17 protein-coding genes are annotated in these 18,127 nt (G+C 61.4%); 14 read left to right on the top strand and 3 right to left on the bottom strand.

Features of this window, described 5'->3' with window-relative positions:
* Positions 1–72 precede the first annotated feature (72 nt).
* From aroC to CAQU_RS06745, 8 genes are all read left to right on the top strand, one after another.
* Positions 73–1,284, top strand: a complete 1,212-nt coding sequence (gene aroC / locus CAQU_RS06780; RefSeq protein ID WP_075726352.1) for a chorismate synthase — start codon at positions 73–75, stop codon at positions 1,282–1,284.
* Positions 1,284–1,799, top strand: a complete 516-nt coding sequence (locus CAQU_RS06775) for a shikimate kinase (RefSeq protein ID WP_157109046.1) — start codon at positions 1,284–1,286, stop codon at positions 1,797–1,799. Before aroC ends, CAQU_RS06775 begins: the two co-directional genes overlap by 1 nt.
* A gap of 111 nt (positions 1,800–1,910) precedes the next feature.
* Entirely contained in the window at positions 1,911–2,978 is a 1,068-nt protein-coding gene (gene aroB / locus CAQU_RS06770; RefSeq protein ID WP_075726348.1) for a 3-dehydroquinate synthase, read from the top strand.
* Between the two features lie 66 nt (positions 2,979–3,044).
* Entirely contained in the window at positions 3,045–3,482 is a 438-nt protein-coding gene (gene aroQ / locus CAQU_RS06765; RefSeq protein WP_075728499.1) for a type II 3-dehydroquinate dehydratase, read from the top strand.
* Between the two features lie 242 nt (positions 3,483–3,724).
* Positions 3,725–4,813 (top strand): aminopeptidase P family protein, encoded by a 1,089-nt coding sequence (locus CAQU_RS06760; RefSeq protein WP_157108937.1) that lies wholly within the window; start codon positions 3,725–3,727, stop codon positions 4,811–4,813.
* A 41-nt stretch (positions 4,814–4,854) separates the two neighbouring features.
* Entirely contained in the window at positions 4,855–5,418 is a 564-nt protein-coding gene (gene efp / locus CAQU_RS06755; RefSeq protein ID WP_075726344.1) for an elongation factor P, read from the top strand.
* A complete protein-coding gene (gene nusB / locus CAQU_RS06750; RefSeq protein ID WP_075726342.1) occupies positions 5,418–6,047 on the top strand; it encodes a transcription antitermination factor NusB in 630 nt (209 codons plus the stop codon). The genes efp and nusB overlap by 1 nt, the downstream gene beginning before the upstream one ends.
* Positions 6,048–6,167: 120 nt before the next feature.
* Positions 6,168–7,019: a PPK2 family polyphosphate kinase gene (locus tag CAQU_RS06745; protein ID WP_075728497.1), complete on the top strand. Its 852-nt coding sequence runs from the start codon at positions 6,168–6,170 to the stop codon at positions 7,017–7,019.
* A gap of 161 nt (positions 7,020–7,180) precedes the next feature.
* Here the strand turns inward: CAQU_RS06745 and CAQU_RS06740 are convergent, their stop codons facing one another.
* From CAQU_RS06740 to CAQU_RS06730, 3 genes are read right to left on the bottom strand one after another with little or no spacing between them, the layout of a single operon-like run.
* Positions 7,181–7,627: a hypothetical protein gene (locus CAQU_RS06740; RefSeq protein WP_075726340.1), complete on the bottom strand. Its 447-nt coding sequence runs from the start codon at positions 7,625–7,627 to the stop codon at positions 7,181–7,183.
* Between the two features lie 3 nt (positions 7,628–7,630).
* Positions 7,631–8,146, bottom strand: a complete 516-nt coding sequence (locus CAQU_RS06735; RefSeq protein WP_075726338.1) for a type III secretion system chaperone family protein — start codon at positions 8,144–8,146, stop codon at positions 7,631–7,633.
* Positions 8,143–9,531, bottom strand: a complete 1,389-nt coding sequence (locus CAQU_RS06730) for a TIGR01777 family oxidoreductase (RefSeq protein ID WP_075726336.1) — start codon at positions 9,529–9,531, stop codon at positions 8,143–8,145. Before CAQU_RS06730 ends, CAQU_RS06735 begins: the two co-directional genes overlap by 4 nt.
* 267 nt (positions 9,532–9,798) lie before the next feature.
* Between CAQU_RS06730 and pyrR the strand changes: the two genes are divergently transcribed.
* Genes pyrR through pyrF form a run of 6 tightly spaced genes read left to right on the top strand, consistent with a single transcriptional unit; the run spans position 9,799 to position 18,101 of the window.
* Positions 9,799–10,368, top strand: a complete 570-nt coding sequence (pyrR, locus tag CAQU_RS06725) for a bifunctional pyr operon transcriptional regulator/uracil phosphoribosyltransferase PyrR (RefSeq protein WP_075726334.1) — start codon at positions 9,799–9,801, stop codon at positions 10,366–10,368.
* Positions 10,369–10,372: 4 nt separating this feature from the next.
* The gene (locus tag CAQU_RS06720) at positions 10,373–11,296 is read left to right on the top strand and encodes an aspartate carbamoyltransferase catalytic subunit (RefSeq protein ID WP_075726332.1); all 924 of its coding nucleotides are present in this window, start codon (positions 10,373–10,375) and stop codon (positions 11,294–11,296) included.
* An 11-nt stretch (positions 11,297–11,307) separates the two neighbouring features.
* Positions 11,308–12,714: a dihydroorotase gene (locus CAQU_RS06715; protein WP_084562866.1), complete on the top strand. Its 1,407-nt coding sequence runs from the start codon at positions 11,308–11,310 to the stop codon at positions 12,712–12,714.
* A 30-nt stretch (positions 12,715–12,744) separates the two neighbouring features.
* Entirely contained in the window at positions 12,745–13,875 is a 1,131-nt protein-coding gene (gene carA / locus CAQU_RS06710; protein WP_075726330.1) for a glutamine-hydrolyzing carbamoyl-phosphate synthase small subunit, read from the top strand.
* On the top strand, positions 13,876–17,259 hold the full coding sequence (carB, locus tag CAQU_RS06705) for a carbamoyl-phosphate synthase large subunit (RefSeq protein WP_075726328.1): 3,384 nt from the start codon (positions 13,876–13,878) through the stop codon (positions 17,257–17,259).
* Positions 17,259–18,101, top strand: coding sequence for an orotidine-5'-phosphate decarboxylase (pyrF, locus tag CAQU_RS06700; RefSeq protein ID WP_075726326.1), 843 nt, complete (start codon positions 17,259–17,261; stop codon positions 18,099–18,101). Before carB ends, pyrF begins: the two co-directional genes overlap by 1 nt.
* The last annotated feature ends 26 nt before the right edge of the window (positions 18,102–18,127 follow it).

Genomic DNA, 18,127 nt, shown 5'->3' with positions numbered 1-18,127 from the left:
GAAGTTGCTGGGGCAAAGCTGTTGAGGGGGTGGGCGAACTGGTGCGTGGGTGGGCATGGCAGAATAGCCGATATGTTTCGATGGACTACTTCTGGAGAAAGCCACGGCCAGGCTCTGGTCGCGCTTGTAGAGCACCTTCCTGCTGGTGTGCCGATTGCTACCGAGGATATTTCTTATCAGCTTGCGCGGCGTCGTTTGGGCTATGGCCGTGGCGCCCGCATGAAGTTTGAGGCGGACGAGGTGACCATGCTCACCGGTGTGCGTCATGGTCGTACTTTGGGTTCTCCGCTGGCCATCATGATTGGGAACACGGAGTGGCCGAAGTGGACCACCCTGATGGCTGCTGATGCGGTGGATGAGAACGATCCTGAGGTGCAGGCGGCGTTCGCTTCGGGTCGGGGCGCGAAGTTGACGCGCCCGCGCCCGGGTCACGCGGATTTTGCTGGCATGTTGAAGTACGGTTTCGACGAGGCTCGTCCGGTGTTGGAGCGGGCGTCGGCGCGTGAGACGGCTGCTCGTGTGGCTGCGGCCACGGTGGCGCGGAATTTCTTGCGGGAGACCCTTGGGGTCGAGGTGTTGAGCCATGTGGTCTCGATTGGCCGTAGTGAGGAAGTGCGTGGTCAGTTGCCGACTTTCGCTGATCTGGAGGCGATTGATGAGTCTCCGGTGCGTGCTTTCCATAAGGACGCTGAAGCATCGATGATTGCGGAGATTGAGGCTGCGAAGAAGGCCGGCGACACGTTGGGGGGCGTGGTTGAGGTCGTAGTGCATGGTTTGCCGATTGGTCTTGGTTCTCATATTTCGGGCGAGGATCGTTTGGATGCGCAGTTGGCTGCGGCGTTGATGGGTATTCAGGCAATCAAGGGCGTCGAGGTGGGCGATGGTTTTGAGGAGGCTCGTCGCCGCGGTAGTGAGGCTCATGATGAGATGGTGCGCACTGATGATGGTGCTGTGACCCGTTTGTCGAATCGTGCTGGCGGTGTTGAGGGCGGCATGACTAATGGTCAGCCTTTGGTGGTGCGTGCTGCTATGAAGCCGATTTCGACGGTGCCGCGTGCGTTGAAGACGGTTGATATGGCTTCTGGTGAGGCGGCTTCTGCGATTCACCAGCGCTCTGATGTGTGTGCGGTGCCGGCGGCCGGTGTTGTGGCTGAGGCCATGGTCGCGTTGGTGCTGGCTCGTAACGTGTTGGCCAAGTTTGGTGGGGATAGCTTGGAGGAGACTAAGCGCAACATTGCGGGCTATGTTGCTGAGGTCAATCGTCGTTTGGAGTTTGGTCAATGATGACGGCGCAGCCTGAGGGCCCCACGGTGGTGTTGGTGGGGCTTCCGGGCGCCGGTAAGTCGACTATTGGTCGGTTGTTGGCGCAGCGTTTGGGGCAGCCTTTTGTGGATTCTGATCTCATGATTGAGCAGGAGTCCGGTAAAGCGTGTGGTGATGTGTTTACCGAGCTTGGCGAGCCTGCTTTTAGGGAGTTGGAGGCGCGCGTCGTGGCGGAGGCGTTGACGCGCCATGGTGTGGTGTCGTTGGGCGGGGGCGCGGTTGTTACGGCCTCGACACGACAGTTGTTGAAGCGTCACACGGTGGCGTGGATTGATGTGTCGGTGGAGGAGGGGGTGCGCCGCACGATGGCGGAAAATACGCGCCCGGTGCTCAATGCTGAGGATCCGGCGCAGCGTTATCGTCAGCTGTTTGTTACCCGCGAGCCGTTGTACACGGAGGTGGCGACGGCCCGGGTGGTCACGGATGGGCGTGCACCTGCCGATATTGTTGATTCCATCATCACTGAGTTGTTGTGATGGTTGGGCGCGGATCTGACTCGACTTTCGTGGTGAATGTCTTGTCGGGTCCGCGTTCTTTTTCCATTTGTAAAATTTTTTTCCTTCTGTTGCAGAAAAGAGAACCATGTCATGGCTAGTGTGACTGTTGCTTCCCAGGCCCCCTATGAGGTTCATATTGATTCCGGTCTTGATGGGCGGATTGCTGATTTCGTGGCTGGTCTTGATGGTTGTCATACCGTTGGGGTGGTGTTTCAGCCGTCGTTGGATCCCGCGGGTTTGGTGTCGGCGTTGCAGTCGCGGGGGCTGCGTGTGGTGCCTATGCCTATTCCGGATGCCGAGGAGGGTAAGTCTTTGGCGACCTGCGGGCACCTGTGGGATGTGATGGGCGGGGAGGGTTTTACTCGCCGCGATTGCGTGATTGGTTTTGGTGGTGGTGCTGCTACTGATTTGGCGGGCTTTGTGGCAGCTGGGTGGATGCGGGGAATTAAGGTGGTGCAGGTTCCTACGACGTTGTTGGCCATGGTTGATGCCGCGGTGGGGGGTAAGACGGGGATTAATACCGCTGCGGGCAAAAATCTGGTGGGTGCTTTCCACGAGCCCGCTGCTGTGTTTATTGACCTAGATAGGATTGCGACGCTGCCGCGTAGTGAGCTGGTGGCGGGTTCTGCTGAGATCATCAAGACTGGTTTTATTTCTGACACGGTGATTCTGGATCGTTATGAGGCGGATCCGGAGGCGTGTTTGCGGGTTGATGGTTTTCTGCCGGAGTTGATTGAGCGCTCGGTGTCGGTCAAGGCGCGGGTGGTGGCGTCTGATTTGAAGGAATCGGGGCTGCGGGAGATTTTGAACTATGGCCACACGTTCGGCCATGCGGTGGAGCTCAATGAGCATTTTGAGTGGCGGCACGGCAATGCTGTGGCGGTAGGGATGATGTTTATTGCGAACTTGGCCCAGATTGAGGGTTTGATTGATGAGGATCTGGTTGTTCGTCATGAGCGGATTTTGGCCAGCATTGGGTTGCCGACCAAGTATCGGGCTGGTGTGTTTGAGCAGTTGTTGACGGGTATGACGCGCGATAAGAAGAACCGTGATGGGATGATTCGTTTTGTGGCGTTGACGGCTGCTGGTCAGCCGACTCGGTTGGAGGGGCCGTCGCGGGAGAGCTTGGAAAAGGCGTATGCGCGCATCAGTGCCTAGTGTTGTGCGTGTAGTTGGTTTGTTGAGGAGGTTTGTGCAGTGAATGGCCAGGATTTTGTTGAGGTCATGGTGATTAATGGCCCGAATTTGGATCGTTTGGGTAAGCGGCAGCCTGAGGTGTATGGCAGTGAGACCCTGGCGGATGTGCAGGAGCGGTTGTCTGCTTTGGCTGCGCAGCTGGGCCGTCGGGTGGGCTTTTTTCAGTCCAACCATGAGGGTGAGATTATCGATAAGGTGCATGAGTGCGCCGACCATGGCGCGGCCATCATTATCAACCCTGGAGGGTTGACTCACACGTCTGTGGTGTTGCGGGATGCGCTAGCGGAGATCGCCGATGGGGCGGGTTTTGTGGAGGTGCATATCTCCAATGTGCATGCCCGTGAGGCGTTCCGTGGTCACTCGTATCTTTCGCCGATTGCGCTGGGGGTTATTGCCGGTTTGGGTACTGCGGGCTATGACCTGGCGTTGCGTTTTGTTGATGAGCGGGTGCTGCCGCAGCGCTAGTCGCTTGGGGTAGGTTTCGGCCTGTTTTGTGGGGGTGGTGTCGCCGTGTGGCGGGTGCGGTTAGAGTTGGTGGGGAAGACTTTGCCCGTGCGCGCCCGTTGGCGGTGTGTTGCGGGTGGGTGCCTGCCTGGGTGCGGTTGTGCCTGGGTGGGTGCCCTCTGAGTTGTTTTTATCGTTGTTCACCGTTATTCACCGTTGTTCGGCGCTTTTGGTGCTGTTTGGTGTTTGTGTAAAGGATCGTCATGCTTGCTGATACTCGTTTTTCTACCCGTCGTCGTACTTTGGCTGCGGCGCTTGCTGCGCAGCGCATCGATAGCATGCTGGTGACCCATTTGCAGCATGTGCGCTATTTGAGTGGTTTTTCCGGCTCGAATGGTGCGCTGATCGTGAATAAGGATCTGTCGGCCCAGATTTCTACGGACGGGCGGTATCTCACCCAGGTGGCTGAGGAGGTCCCTGATTTGGAGGCCGTCAATGCCCGCCAGTGCGCCACGGCGTTGCTGGAGAAGGTGTCCGGGGTGCGCCGTGTTGGCTTTGAGGCGGATTTTGTCTCGGTCAGCGAGTTTGAGCGTTTGCAGGCCGCATGTGGTGAGGACGTGACTTTGGTGCCGGTGTCGGGGGTGATTGAGAAGATTCGTTTGATTAAGGAGCCGCTGGAGCAGACTCGTTTGAAGGAGGTTGCGGCGCTGGCGTCGAAGGCCTTTGAGGATTTGTTGGCGGCGGGCGAGCTTGCGGTGGGCCGTACGGAGCGTCAGGTGGCGGCGGATTTGGAGTACCGGATGCGGATGGCCGGCTCGGAGCGTGTGTCTTTTGACACCATTGTTGCCTCGGGCCCGAACTCGGCTAAGCCACACCATGATGCCTCTGACCGGGTCATTGAGGCGGGGGATTTGGTGACGATTGACTTTGGTGCGCACCGTTTGGGATTCAACTCTGATATGACACGCACCGTGATCATGGGGCACACCACTGAGTTCACTCAGGAGATTTACGACATCGTGTTGCGGGCGCAGCTCGCGGGGGTTGAGGCGGCTACCCCGGGTACTGCCTTGGTGGATGTGGATAAGGCGTGCCGCGACATCATCACTGAGGCTGGCTATGGGGAGTTCTTTGTGCACTCGACTGGACATGGCATTGGTTTGGATGTGCACGAGGCCCCGTCGGCGTCTGTCAGTGGCCAGGGGGTGCTGCAGCCCGGCATGACCTTGACCATCGAGCCGGGTATTTATGTGCCTGGTAAGGGCGGTGTCCGCATCGAGGACACCCTCATCATTACCCAGGGTGCGCCGGAGGTTATTACGACCACGAGTAAAGACTTGGTAGTCTTGTAGAGTTTTCACCCCACATCGCTTTTCTTTAGGGAGTATCACTAGTGGCAACTACCGCTGATTTCAAGAACGGTCTTGTCCTCAAGATCGATGGCAAGCTGCAGCAGATCACTGAGTTCCAGCACGTGAAGCCGGGCAAGGGCCCCGCTTTCGTGCGTACCAAGCTCAAGGACGTGGTGTCCGGCAAGGTCACCGACAAGACCTTCAACGCGGGCGTGAAGGTGGAGACCGCCACCGTCGACCGTCGTGACATGACCTACCTGTACAACGATGGCACCTCCTACGTCATGATGGATGCCAAGACTTTCGAGCAGATCGAGTTGGCTCCCCACCTGGTGGGCGATGCTGGCCGTTTCCTGTTGGAGGAAACCACCGTGCAGGTGTCCTTCCACGAGGGTGAGCCGCTGTTTGCTGAGCTGCCGATTTCTGTGGAGCTCAAGGTTGCTCACACTGATCCGGGCCTGCAGGGCGACCGCTCCACTGGTGGCACCAAGCCCGCCACCTTGGAGACCGGCGCTGAGATTCAGGTTCCGTTGTTCATCGAGACCGGTAACGTCCTCAAGGTCGATACCCGCACCGGTGAGTACCTCTCCCGCGTTAACAACTAATGGCTGATAACGCACGATTCCGTCGACACGGCTCCCGCTTTAAGGCGCGCAGCCGTGCCGTCGACATCCTGTTTGAGGCGGAGGCCCGCGACGTCGACCCGGTTGCGGTGGTGCGCGATCGGGTGGAGTTGGCTAAGCGCCCCGACCCGGTGGTTCCTCCCGTGGGGGAGTACACCGCCGCCATCGTTGAAGGTGTGGCGGTGGATTTGGATGGCATCGACGACACCATCTCCAAGCATTTGGCCCAGGACTGGCAGTTGGATCGCTTGCCGGCGGTGGATCGCGCTATTTTGCGCGTGTCGACCTGGGAGTTGCTGCGCAACTCTGAGGTTCCCGTCCGGGCGGCCGTAGTCGAGGGTATTGAGTTGGCTGCGACGTATTCCACCGATGCGGCGCCGCCGTACATCAACGGGGTGCTTGACGCTATCGCCGGCTATGCCGAAGACGTTCGTAGTGGTGCGATTGATCCTTTCGCCACCCTGGAACTTGGCGATGCCTCGGATTTCGCCGAGGGTGAAGCGGAAGATCCCGAATTTGCGGGCATCGAGTTCGAAACGGATTACGACCAGCCCGACACTCTTGAGTCCGCCGCGCCGGCTGAAGCGCCGCACGAGGACGACACCAAGTAGCGCCCAAAGGCTTGTGCTTTTGCTGCACGCCACCGAACCAGCCCCCTTCAACGGGGGCGGCTCGGTGGCGTGTGTGTTTTCCGCGCTGCTGCTGATAGTCGGGCAGCTACGATGGGTGGCATGGCTAATTTTTCCGTAGACGATGCTCGTGCGCTGGCCGTGGGGCCGCAGGTGGTGCTGGCGGATATTGATCCCGCCTCGACACCTCATTTCGACGGGTCGAAAAAGAAACTGACCCACGAGTTCACCGAAATCGATGAGGAGCTCGACGAGCTGCAGCGCAAGCTGTACGCCAACGCGCGCGCTGACATGCCCAACACGGGTGCGGTGCTTCTTGTCCTGCAGGGTATGGACACCTCCGGCAAAGGCGGGCAGGTTCGGCACGTGTTTCGGGCCTTCGACCCCCAAGGGGTGGTGCACGCAGCGTTTGGAAAACCCACCGAGGAAGAAAAAGCCCACGACTTTTTGTGGCGGATCGCCCCGAAAGTCCCAGGCCCCGGCATGATCGGCGTGTTCGACCGCTCCCACTACGAAGATGTTCTCATCCACCGGGTGCGGAAACTGTCCCCGCCGGAAGAAATCGAACGCCGTTACGGGGCGATCAACGACTTCGAAGCGCAGCTGACGCAACGCGGAGTCAAGATCATCAAGGTCATGCTGCACATCTCCCAGCAGTTCCAAAAGCAAAACCTGCTTGAGCGGCTCGAAGACCCCACCAAATACTGGAAGTACAACCCCGGCGACGTCGACGAGCGTGCCCTGTGGGAGCAATACCAGCAGGCCTACGAGATCGCCTTGCGGCGCACCACCACCGACTATGCGCCCTGGTACGTGGTGCCCAGCGACAATAAGCCTTATGCCCGCATGGTCGTTAAATACCTGCTGTTGGGTGCCCTGAGGGACATGGATCTTGACTGGCCACCCGCGCACTTCGACGTGGAAGAAGAACTTCACAGGGTGCGCAACTCCTAACGCTTATGCACGCGTCGCGATATCAGCTGCCCACAGCCCACTAGGGGCCTGACAGCGCCATCTGGGGCGTGTCTGGTGCTTGGCGTGTGTTGCCGGAAAAGGCACAAAAAGACCTGCCATGGTGATACCGGGGCAGGTCTTTTCGGCGCTAGATGGGTGGTCTAGCTTTCGGCGGTGGCGAAGGTGGCACGAACCTCGGCCACTTTTTGCTGGGCTTCCAGCACCCCATCCACGGCGGCGCCAAGGTTTAGGCCCAGCTGCTCATCGGTCATGCCGGCGCCGATGAGGATCTCTACTTCACTGCGCACAATCAATTCGGGGGTGCGGTCAATCACCACGGATTTCGGCAGGGGAGAACCCTGGTTGACGTTTTGGCAGGACAGGAACAATGCGGGATTCGCGTCGTCGGTTTTCTCACCGGTGGGCTTGTCGGCGCGCACGATGAGATAGCCGCCCATCAGGATGAAATGCACGTCGAAACCGTTGAGGTTGATGCCGGTGACCACGGCGCCGGGCACGGCGGTGGACTGAGGTTCGCCGAGTTCTACATCGAAGGCGCGCATCGCAGCGATGACGCGGTCCATGGTGACTTCACTGGCAGCAGTCATGGGTTATTTGTCCTCCTGCATGGCTGAAAGCGGCAAGTATTCCCCGCCGAGAATCGTGGTGGTGGTGTCCGGAAACTGGGTTTCCAGCCAGCCGACGCAGGCCACGGTGGTTTCGATGGTGGTCATGATCCACGCACCCAGCTGGTTGCGGCTCATGCCCTCACCGGTCAGCGCGGTGCGCCGGAAAGAGAAATTGATGATGTCCTCCGCGGCGGGGGCGTGATCATCGGTGGGGGTAGCCTCCGCATCGGGGCCGACGATGCTAAAGCCCAACATCGGCGTCAGTTGGGTCAGATTCCATTCGTTGCTCGCGCCCAATGCGACGGTGACCAGCTCGGGGCCGACCGCGCCGGTCCAGGTGCCGGCAGCTCCCAGCGCTTGCTCGAAGCAGCCGAAGTAGATGCCGAACTGGGGGTAGGTGACGATGACGGTGTCGCCCATGATGTCGTAGGCGATGCCTTCACCGTCGAGGATTTCGCCGATGCGTTCCGGGGTCACCGGGGTGGGGGATTGTGTCACTTCGGTTCCTCAAAAAGTTCTTCGCCACCAAGTTCGTGCGCGAGAGCAGCTTCAATGGTGGTGTAGCGGAAAGTGTGGTCGAGTCCGAGCAGTGCCTCCGGCACCACCCGCTGGTTGGCCAAGGCGAGCTCTTGGGCGCCTTGCTCGCCGAGAATGAGTTTAGGTCCCAGGGACGGAATCGGAATCACCGCGGGGCGCTTGAGCTCCTTGGCCAGCGCCTGCACCATGTCCTTGTTCTGCACGGGGTTCGGGCCGGTTGCGTTGATCGGTCCGGAGACTGCTGGGTCGAGGGATGCGCGGAGATAAATATCGGTGAGGTCATCGATGGCGATCCAGGAAAACCAGGCGGTGCCGTCGCCGAATTTGCCGCCCAGGCCCGCGGAAAACAGCACCCGAAGCACCGGGAGCACCCCGCCGCGACCCGACAGCACGATACCGGTACGAACGTTAACGACCCGCTTTCCGGCGTCCCGGGCGGGCTGGCAGGCTGCCTCCCAGTCGCGGCACACGTGCGCCAGGAAACCTTCGCCGGTGGCGGAATCCTCGCTTAAGACCTCATCGCCGCGGTCGTGGCCGTAAAAACCAATGGCCGAGGCCACCACCATGGTGTTGCAGGTGCTGCTGTCGGCGACCAGTTGCGCTAGCTTGCGGGTGGGCTCCACCCGGGAGGAATAGATAGCCTCTTTGTGGTCGTCGTTGAACCGGCCCAAAAGGGGCTCGCCCGCCAGGTGGATGAGCACATCAACCCCGTCAAGCAGGTTTGGTGCGGGGTGGTTGGGATCCCACAGGCGCACATCATCGCTGCTGCCGCTGCCCACGCTGCGAGTCAGGCGGATTACGCGATGCCCCGCCGTGGTCAATTGGGCGCACAGGGCGGTGCCAATGGTGCCGCCACTACCGGTCACCGCGAAAGTCACTGGGGCAAGGCTGCCGTCCGCGGCGCGGAACTGCTGCCCGGCATAGTGGTGGCTGCGCTCAATGGCTTGCAGGTCGCCGAGCAGCTGGTGCTGGCGATAAGCGAACATCGAGTGCATCGCCCGACCCGGCAGTCGGGTGGTCACCTGGTCGGTGATGCGGGTGCCCTCCCCCTCATCGTCGAAAAAGTGCACGTGGCGCCAATTCGCCAACGCCTTCAACGGGGCGGAAACACACACATCGCTAAATTGGCGCCCTTCGTGAAAACCCGACAAGTCGTGGCGGGCATCCCATTTCAGCCCGGCGGGCAAAGAAAAACGGGTCAAACCATCGGCGAGATTATCCGCCTGCTTAATCGCCTGCATGGGCACAAACGGCGGACTGAGACGCACCACGGCGCCGGGGCGCGTGTGCCAATCCCACACGTCGCGTCGAGGGTAGGGCAGGAAGTGACTTGTCGTAAGACTCATGGCGGCCATTGTATCGACTGTCGGGGATGGAAAGCCGGTGCGAAATCAAGGGGGTGAAAGGTGGGGAGGACGACACTGACACGCCGTGGGCATCATGCTAGGGTGGGAGAGGAAAATTTTCGGCAAAGTTGGGTGAAAAATCGCCGGCTAAAACGCCCCGGCTGCGGGCAGCCACGGCGAACCATCGGACCGCGCCAGTTTTCATCCAAAATTTTATTTTCGACATCCTTTAACGGACCGCACTGTGAGGCGGGGAAGGAGGTCACGATGAGCGAAACTGCAGCGAATGTCACGGAAATTATCTCCGCTGACGATGTCAACCGCACTGTCGCACGCATCGCGCACCAAATCATTGAAAAAACCGCGCTGGACGCCCCAGAGGCTCGTCGCGTGGTTCTGCTAGGGATCCCGTCGGGGGGTGTTCCGCTAGCGGAGCGCCTCGCCGCCAACATCGCCCAATTCTCCGGCACCGACGTCTTCTGCGGGGCCCTGGACATCACCCTCTACCGCGACGACCTTCGTCGCACCCCCCACCGGGCGCTGCAGCCCACCAACATCCCCGTCGAGGGAATCGATGGCACGACCGTGATTCTCGTCGACGATGTTTTGTATTCGGGCCGCACCATCCGCGCCGCACTCGACGCGCTGCGCGACGTCGGACGCCCCGAAGAAATCCAACTCGCCGTCCTCGTCGACCGCGGCCACCGACAACTGCCGATCCGTGCGGACTACGTCGGTAAAAACCTACCCACCTCCCGCGCCGAGGACGTCACCGTGTCCCTCCGCGAAATCGATGGCGAGGATGCGGTGACGCTGACTCGCCGGGACGAGGTCTAAGACCATGAAACACCTCCTCAGCATCGCCGATTTGAGCGCCGACGAGATCGTCGGCCTGATGGACGAAGCAGACCGCTTCCGCCTCGCCCTACAAGACCGCGAAGTCAAGAAGCTTCCCACCCTGCGCGGGCGAACCATCTTCACCGTCTTCTACGAAAACTCCACCCGCACCCGGTCCTCCTTCGAAACCGCAGGCAAATGGATGAGCGCCGATGTCATCAACATCTCCGCCTCCTCATCCTCGGTGAAAAAAGGAGAATCCCTCAAAGACACCGGCCTAACACTGCAATCCATCGGCGCCGACGCGCTGATCATCCGCCACCCCTCCTCCGGCGCAGCACAACAACTCGCCGAATGGGTAGACGGGCCCAGCGTCATCAACGCCGGTGATGGTGCCCACCAGCACCCCACCCAAGCCCTGCTGGACGCAGTGACCATGCGCCAACGACTCGGCGGTATCAACGGCCGCAAAGTCGTCATCGTTGGTGACTGCCTTCACTCCCGCGTGGTGCGCTCCAACGTAGACCTCCTGTCCACCCTCGGCGCAGAAGTCGTCCTCATCGCACCGCCCACCCTGCTGCCCGCCGGAGTCGACAACTGGCCCGTGCGCTACGCCTACGACATGGACGCAGAAATCGCCGACGCCGACGCAGTCATGATGCTGCGCGTCCAACAGGAACGCATGCTCGGCGGATTCTTCCCCTCCCACCGCGAATACGCCACCCTCTACGGGCTATCCAAAGACCGGCTCGCCAAACTCAAAGACACCGCCATCGTCATGCACCCCGGGCCAATGCTGCGCGGCATGGAAATCAACTACGCCGTCGCCGACGCCCCCCAAACCGCCGTCCTGCAACAGGTCAACAACGGTGTCCACGTCCGCATGGCCGTCCTGTTCACCCTGCTGGTGGGCCAGGAAGAAAAGTAAGGCGAACGACGATGGCACACACCCACAAAACCCCGAAAGGCGCACAGGTGACTGACACACACGCACCAGCAACCAGCGACGACAGCTACCCAGCCACCGGCGCGCTCGCCGCACCCAACCCCGGCCGCGTCCTGCTTATCGGCGTCAAACCCTACGGCGAAGGCGACAACACCAACGTTCTCATTGAAAACGGAATCATCGCCGACCTCAACGCCCCCGCCGACACCCCCGCCGACGAACGCATCGAGGCAGACGGGCAAATCCTGCTGCCCGGACTCGTCGACATGCACGTCCACCTGCGCGAACCCGGACGCGAAGACACCGAAACCATCGCCACCGGCTCCGCCGCAGCCGCCAAAGGCGGGTTCACCGCCGTGTTCACCATGGCAAACACCACCCCAGTGATGGACCAACCCGTCATCGCCGAAGGCGTATGGTTCAAAGGCCAAGAGATCGGCCTCTGCGACGTCCACCCCGTCGGCTCCATCACCAAAGGCCTCCAAGGCAAAGAACTCACCGAGTTCGGCATGATGGCCCGCAGCGAAGCCAAAGTCCGCATGTTCTCCGACGACGGCGTCTGCGTAGCCAACCCCCAACTGATGCGCCGCGCCGTGGAATACTCCCGCGCCGCCGACGTGCTCCTCGCACAACACTGCGAAGAACCCAAACTCACCGAAGGCGCCGTCGCCCACGAAGGCGAAGTCGCCGCCCGTCTCGGCCTACGCGGCTGGCCCCGCGCAGCAGAGGAAGCAATCGTCGCCCGGGATGCGCTACTGCACCGCGACTACGGCGGACGCGTCCACATCTGCCACGCCTCCACCAAAGGCACCGTCGAACTCCTGCGCTGGGCAAAAAGCCAAGGCATGACCCTCACCGCAGAAGTCACCCCCCACCACCTGCTGCTCACCGACAAGCGGCTGGAAACCTACGACGGCGTCAACCGGGTTAACCCGCCACTGCGCGAAGAATCCGACACCCTGGCACTGCGCGACGCCCTGCTCGACGGCACCATCGACTGCGTAGCAACCGACCACGCGCCCCACGGCAGCGAAGACAAATGCTGCGAATTTGAAAACGCCCGCCCCGGCATGCTCGGCCTGGAAACCTCCCTGGCCATCATCGCCGACATCTTCGTCCGGACCGGCCTGGCCGATTGGCGCTTCGTCGCCAAGGTGATGAGCGAACGACCCGCCCAAATCACCAAGCTGCCCGGCCACGGCCGCCCCATCGCCGTCGGAGAACCCGCCAACCTGACCCTGGTCAGCCAAAACGACACCTGGACCGCCCACGGTGAAGAGATGGCATCCAAGGCAAGCAACACCCCCTACGAAGGTATGGAGTTTTCCACCAAGGTGACCACCACCATCCTGCGTGGCCACATCACCTGCCGCGACGGCCAGCCGGCCGCCCGTAACTAACCCCGCCCACCGAGACCGAAAGGCACATTTGTGACCACCCCCAACCCCGCCAAGCTCGTGCTCGCCAGCGGCGAAGTTTTCCGCGGCACCGGCTTCGGCGCCACCGGCACCACCCTGGGTGAAGCAGTCTTTACCACCGGCATGACCGGCTACCAGGAAACCATGACCGACCCGTCCTACCACCGCCAAATTGTCGTGTGCACCGCACCGCAAATCGGCAACACCGGCTGGAACGACGAAGACGGCGAATCCCGCGGCGACCACATCTGGGTCGCCGGCCTGGTCATCCGGGACCTCGCGCACCGCGTATCCAACTGGCGCGCAGCCCGCACCCTCGAAGAAGAAATGCAGGCCCAAAACATCATCGGCATCAAGGGCGTCGACACCCGCGCCCTGACCCGCCGCCTGCGCACCGAAGGTTCCATCTCCGCCGGTATTTTCTCCGGCGACGATGCTGAGCGCAGCGACGAAGAACTCGTCGAGATCGTGCGCTCCCAGCCCGAAATGGCCGGCGCTGACCTGGCCGGCGATGTCTCCGCCGACGAGGCATACATCGTCGAACCCGAAGGCGAGCACCGCTTCACGGTCGTCGCCTACGACATGGGCATCAAGACCAACACCCCGCGCAACTTCGCTGCCCGCGGCATCCGCACCGTCGTTGTGCCCTCCGGCACCCCCTTCGACAAGATCAAGGAATACAACCCGGACGGCGTGTTTGTCTCCAACGGACCCGGTGACCCCGCCACCGCCGACGACATGGTGGCCGTGGTGCGCGATGTGCTCAAAGCCGACATCCCGTTCTTCGGTATCTGCTTCGGCAACCAGATCCTTGGCCGCGCCCTGGGCATGGAAACCTACAAGCTGAAATTCGGCCACCGTGGCATCAACGTGCCGGTGAAAAACCACCTCACCGGCAAGATTGACATCACCGCCCAGAACCACGGCTTTGCCCTCAAGGGTGAACCGGGTAAGCCGTTTGACACTGATTTCGGCCCCGCCATCGTCACCCACACCTGTCTCAACGACGGCGTGGTCGAAGGCGTAGCCCTCGAATCCGGTCGCGCCTACAGCGTCCAGTACCACCCGGAGGCCGCCGCCGGCCCCCACGACGCCAACCCCCTGTTCGACCAGTTCATCGCTCTCCTGGAAGGTGCAAAGTAAATGCCGAAGCGCTCAGACATCAATCACGTCCTGGTCATCGGCTCCGGCCCGATCGTCATCGGCCAGGCCTGCGAGTTCGACTACTCCGGCACCCAGGCGTGCCGCGTGCTCAAGGAGGAGGGGCTGCGCGTCACCCTGATTAACTCCAACCCCGCCACCATCATGACGGACCCGGAGTTCGCCGACCACACCTACGTGGAACCCATCCAGCCCGAGTTCATCGAGAAGATCTTCGAACGCGAAATCGAGCAGGGCCACCCCATCGATGCCGTCCTGGCGACCCTGGGTGGCCAGACCGCTCTCAACGCGGCCATCGCCCTGGATCGCCGCGGCAGCCTCAAGAAGTACGGCGTTGAACTCATCGGTGCCGACATCGACGCCATTGAACGCGGCGAAGACCGCCAGAAGTTCAAGGACATCGTCGCGAAGATTGGTGGCGAATCCGCACGTTCCCGCGTGTGCCACAACATGGACGAAGTCCGCGAAACAGTCAAGGAACTCGGCCTGCCGGTCGTGGTTCGTCCCTCGTTCACCATGGGCGGTCTTGGCTCCGGCCTGGCGTTCACAGACGAGGACCTCGAGCGCATCGCCGGTGGCGGCCTGGCCGCATCGCCGGAGGCTAACGTGCTGATCGAGGAATCCATCCTCGGTTGGAAAGAATACGAGCTGGAGCTCATGCGCGATGCCAACGACAACTGCGTGGTGGTCTGCTCCATCGAAAACGTTGACGCACTCGGCGTCCACACCGGTGACTCCGTCACCGTTGCCCCCTCCATGACGCTGACCGACCGCGAGTTCCAGATCATGCGTAACCAGGGCATCGCCATCCTCCGCGAGGTCGGCGTGGACACCGGCGGCTGCAACATCCAGTTCGCCATCAACCCCCGCGACGGTCGCCTGATCACCATCGAGATGAACCCCCGTGTGTCTCGTTCCTCCGCACTCGCATCGAAGGCCACCGGCTTCCCGATCGCGAAGATTGCTGCGAAGCTCGCCATCGGCTACACCCTGGATGAGATCACCAACGACATCACCGGTGTCACCCCCGCTGCCTTCGAGCCGACCCTGGACTACGTCGTGGTCAAGGCTCCTCGCTTTGCTTTCGAAAAGTTCGTCGGTGCGGACGACACCCTGACCACCACCATGAAGTCCGTCGGCGAAGCCATGGCCCTGGGTCGCAACTACATCGCTGCCCTTGGCAAAGTCATGCGTTCTTTGGAGAACAAGCAGGCCGGCTTCTGGACCGTCCCGGACGAGACCTTCGCTGGCGAGCGCGCCACCGACAAGGCCGCTGTGCTGGAGGACCTCAAGCGCCCCACCGAGGGACGCCTCTACGACGCGGAGCTTGCTCTGCGTCTGGGCGCCACCATTGACGAGGTGTACGAAGCTTCCGGCATCGACCCCTGGTTCCTGGCGGAACTTCAGGCCCTGGTGGACTTCCGCGAAGAACTGGTTGCTGCCCCGGTCCTCGACCAGGACCTGCTGCGTCGCGCCAAGGTCTTTGGGCTTTCCGACAAGCAGATCGCTGCACTGCGCCCCGAGTTCGCCGGTGAGGACGGCGTGCGTCGCTTGCGCTGGTCCCTGGGCATTCGCCCGGTCTTCAAAACCGTGGACACCTGTGCTGCGGAGTTTGAGGCGAAAACTCCCTACCACTACTCGGCCTATGAGCTGGATCCCGCGGCTGAGTCCGAGGTTGCGCCGCAAACCGAGCGCGAGAAGGTCATCATCCTCGGTTCTGGCCCGAACCGTATTGGTCAGGGCATCGAGTTCGACTACTCCTGCGTTCACGCTGCCCTCGAACTGTCCCGCGTTGGCTATGAGACCGTGATGGTCAACTGCAACCCGGAGACTGTCTCCACCGACTACGACACCGCTGACCGTCTCTACTTCGAGCCGCTGACCTTCGAAGACGTCATGGAGGTCTACCACGCGGAAAGCCAGTCCGGCACCGTCGCAGGCGTTATTGTTCAGCTCGGTGGTCAAACCCCGCTGGGCCTGGCTGATCAGCTGCGCAACGCTGGTGTGCCGGTGGTGGGTACCTCGCCCGAGGCCATTAACCTGGCCGAAGACCGCGGCGAGTTCGGCGAGGTGCTGCGTACCGCCGAACTTCCGGCACCCGCCTTTGGCACCGCTACCTCTTTCGATGAGGCGCGCGCGGTTGCTGAGTCCATCGGCTACCCGGTGCTGGTGCGCCCCTCCTACGTGCTGGGCGGCCGTGGCATGGAAATCGTTTATGACGAGTCTGCTCTGAAGGACTACATCCAGCGCGCGACCGAGATCACCAGCGATCACCCGGTTCTGGTTGACCGCTTCCTGGACAACGCAATCGAGATCGACGTCGATGCTCTCTGCGATGGCGAAAACGTGTACCTGGCCGGCGTGATGGAGCACATCGAGGAAGCCGGTATTCACTCCGGTGACTCCGCCTGTGCACTGCCTCCGATGACACTTGGTGAAGAAGACATCAACAACGTTCGTCGCTCCACCGAGGCGCTGGCCCACGGCATTGGCGTTAAGGGCCTGATGAACGTTCAGTTCGCACTGAAGGACGACATCCTCTACGTCATTGAGGCTAACCCCCGCGCATCCCGCACCGTACCGTTCGTCTCCAAGGCCACCGGTGTTCCGTTGGCTAAGGCTGCTTCCCGCATCATGATGGGTGCAACCATCGAGCAGTTGCAGAACGAAGGCATGATCCCGACCGATCACGACGGTGGATCTCTGCCGTTGGATGCCCCGATCGCGGTGAAGGAAGCTGTTCTTCCGTTCAACCGTTTCCGCACCACCGAGGGCCAGATGCTGGATACCTTGCTGTCTCCGGAAATGAAGTCCACCGGTGAGGTCATGGGGCTCGCCGACAACTTCGGCGCTGCCTACGCCAAGGCCGAGTCTGGTGCCTACGGCGCATTGCCGACCGAAGGCACGGTCTTCGTCTCCGTCGCCAACCGTGACAAGCGCACCCTGATTTTCCCGATTCAGCGTCTGGCCGCCATGGGCTTCAAGATGATGGCGACCGCCGGCACCGCGAAGATGCTGCGTCGCAATGGTGTCGACTGTGAGACCGTGTTGAAGCAGTCCGATGTGAAGCAGGCGGAAGAAAAGGGCATCGACCCGAATGCTCGCTCCATTGTGGACATCATCAAGGCCGGCGAAATCGACCTGATCCTGAATACCCCGGCAGGTTCTTCCGGTGCTCGCCACGATGGCTATGACATTCGTGCAGCTGCCGTCAACGTGGGCGTCACCCTGGTGACCACCGTGCAAGGTGTTACCGCGGCCGTGCAGGGTATCGAGGCACTGCGTGCTGGCGACCTGACGGTTCGCGCCCTGCAGGAAATCGATCACTCCGGTGACGGCGCTCCCGAAGAGAAGGTGCAGCAGTAATGACTCACCCGCAGACCTTTGGCGATCGCTTGCTGGAGGCATCCCGGCAACGCGGTGGCCGTCTGTGTGTCGGCATCGATCCGCACGCGAGCCTGCTGGAGAAGTGGGGCTTAAGCGTTGATGTTCGTGGTGTCGCTGAGTTTTCCCGCATCTGTGTCGAAGCATTTAAGGATTCGGCGGCTTTGGTGAAACCCCAGGTTGCTTTCTTTGAGGCTTTCGGTTCGCAGGGCCTGGCTGTCCTGGAAGAAACGATCGGTGAGCTGCGTGCAGCTGGCGCCCTGGTGGTTGCTGATGCCAAGCGCGGCGATATCGGCTCGACTATGGCTGGCTATGCCACCGCGTGGCTGGATGATTCCAGCCCGCTGTGCAGTGATGCTGTGACCTTGTCGCCGTTTTTGGGCTACCACAGCCTCGACCCTGCGATCGAGCTGGCAGAGGCAACGGGACGTGGCATCTTCGTGTTGGCCGCGACCTCGAATCCGGAGGGCCGGCAGGTCCAAGACAACGTGGATGCTCAGGGTGTGACGGTGTCGCAGCAGATCATTGACCTCGCAGCCGAGACTAACGCCGCTCACGCAGCGGCCGGCCGTGCAGGAAACATGGGTGTTGTTGTGGGCGCTACGCTGTCTCAGCCACCAGTCATGGATGCTCTGAATGGTCCGATCTTGATGCCGGGCGTGGGCGCCCAGGGCGGAAGCCCCGCCGATGTCGACCGGATCAGCGGCGAGTGCGCACACCTTGCGTTCCCAAATGTGTCGCGGTCTGTGTTGTCTCACGGGCCAGACGTTGAGGCTTTGCGTCAAGCGGTTATCGATGCAGCAGCGGATTTCCCGGTGCGCTAACGCGGCGATGATGACCTAAAAACGTG

Origin of the sequence: Corynebacterium aquilae DSM 44791 (genome assembly GCF_001941445.1) — a bacterium.
GTDB classification, from domain to species: Bacteria; Actinomycetota; Actinomycetes; order Mycobacteriales; family Mycobacteriaceae; genus Corynebacterium; species Corynebacterium aquilae.
This window is presented reverse-complemented; position numbering and strand designations above follow the sequence as displayed.